At 41.0% G+C, this 1,377-nt stretch carries 2 protein-coding genes; both read left to right on the top strand.

Annotation, left to right across the window (positions count from 1 at the left end; genetic code table 11):
* Positions 1–610 precede the first annotated feature (610 nt).
* Positions 611–817, top strand: a complete 207-nt coding sequence (gene rpmC / locus ACYQ0N_RS15245) for a 50S ribosomal protein L29 (RefSeq protein WP_460163171.1) — start codon at positions 611–613, stop codon at positions 815–817.
* Positions 807–1,097, top strand: a complete 291-nt coding sequence (yciH, locus tag ACYQ0N_RS15240) for a stress response translation initiation inhibitor YciH (protein ID WP_460163170.1) — start codon at positions 807–809, stop codon at positions 1,095–1,097. The genes rpmC and yciH overlap by 11 nt, the downstream gene beginning before the upstream one ends.
* Positions 1,098–1,377: the final 280 nt, after the last annotated feature.

The raw sequence follows: 1,377 nt of genomic DNA, 5'->3' as shown, positions 1-1,377 counted from the left end.
CAGATCATTCCGAGGGTGACTGGAGTACAGACGTGTGCTCTTCCGATCTTGATAAAGGAATATCTGATAAAGGAAATAGGAGATGCAGGTTTTGGCGGTTTGGAGATTCAGAGAACTCCACAGAACACCATAGTACTGTTAAAAGTTGAAAAACCCGGATTGGTAATAGGGCGCAGGGGACAAAAGATAAGGAGTATGGAGGAGTACCTAGAGAAAAACTTCAATCTCAACAGTCCATTGATTAAGGTTGAACCCGCTAAGGAACCAGCTTTAAATGCTCAAATAATGGCGGAGAGACTTGCTCGATCCATAGAAAAGGGTTGGCATTATAGAAGGGCTGGTCATAGCATATTAAAAAGGATAATGGACGCTGGTGCAAGGGGAGGCCAAGTAAGGATAGGAGGAAAGTTGTCAGGCGAAAGGGCCAGAGCTGTAAAATATACTGCTGGGAAAATAATTTCATCTGGTCAACCCTCGGAATTTATAGATGAAGGAAGGGCAGTTGCAATGACCAAGCCAGGTATCATAGGAGTCACTGTTAAGATTTTAAGGAGTGACATAAGACTACCAGATGACATAGTAATCAAAAATATAGAAGGGGGTGAATTGAATGCCGGAGGTCAAAATCAAACAACTTAGAACAATGAGCAAAGAGGACCTACTCAAAAAATATAATGAGCTCAAGGAGGAACTCATGAGGGAGAGAGGAATTTCAGCCATGGGTGGTGCGCCACCGAGCCCCGGAAAGATAGAATCACTCCGGAGGCAGATCGCCAGGATTGAAACAATAATGAGGGAGAAGAAAAATGAGGGATGATAGATTCCTTAAAGATCTGACGCCTATAGACGAGATTGCAAGGGAAACGCAGATCATAAAGATCGAATTGGATAAGAGAAGGTATGGCAAGTTCGTTACTATTGTTTCTGGCTTCGACACAAAGGCTGAAGATATATACGAACTGGCTAAAACCCTTAAGAAAAAGACAGCATCAGGTGGAACAGTCAAGGAAAATAAAATAGAACTTCAAGGTGATCAAAGGGAACGCGTTAAGAAAGTTCTAGAAGATATGGGTTTTAGAGTTGAGGTGGTTCAATGAATCCTATATTTACAGATATAGTAGGCGAAAACGTTAAGGTGGTTAGATCAAAGGACCCTAGTTTGGTAGGTAGAAGGGGTCTTGTTTTTAAGGAGTCAAAAAATATGGTTTATTTATTGGAAAATAACAGGGAAGTCCAATTACCTAAGAATATTATTGAATTAGAAATCAAGGGCAAAATCTATGATATGTCAAGACTGATGATTAGGCCAGAGGATAAAATTAGAAAAATAGATCGGAAGAGCACACGTCTGAACTCCAGTCACCCTCGGAATGATCT

It is taken from the genome of Ruminococcus sporogenes (assembly GCF_054655175.1).
This window is presented reverse-complemented; position numbering and strand designations above follow the sequence as displayed.

Excerpts from the sequence above, each read along its gene's own strand:
- yciH (WP_460163170.1), top strand. The coding sequence starts at position 807 with ATGAGGGATGATAGATTCCTTAAAGATCTGACGCCTATAGACGAGATT.
- rpmC (WP_460163171.1), top strand. The coding sequence starts at position 611 with ATGCCGGAGGTCAAAATCAAACAACTTAGAACAATGAGCAAAGAGGAC.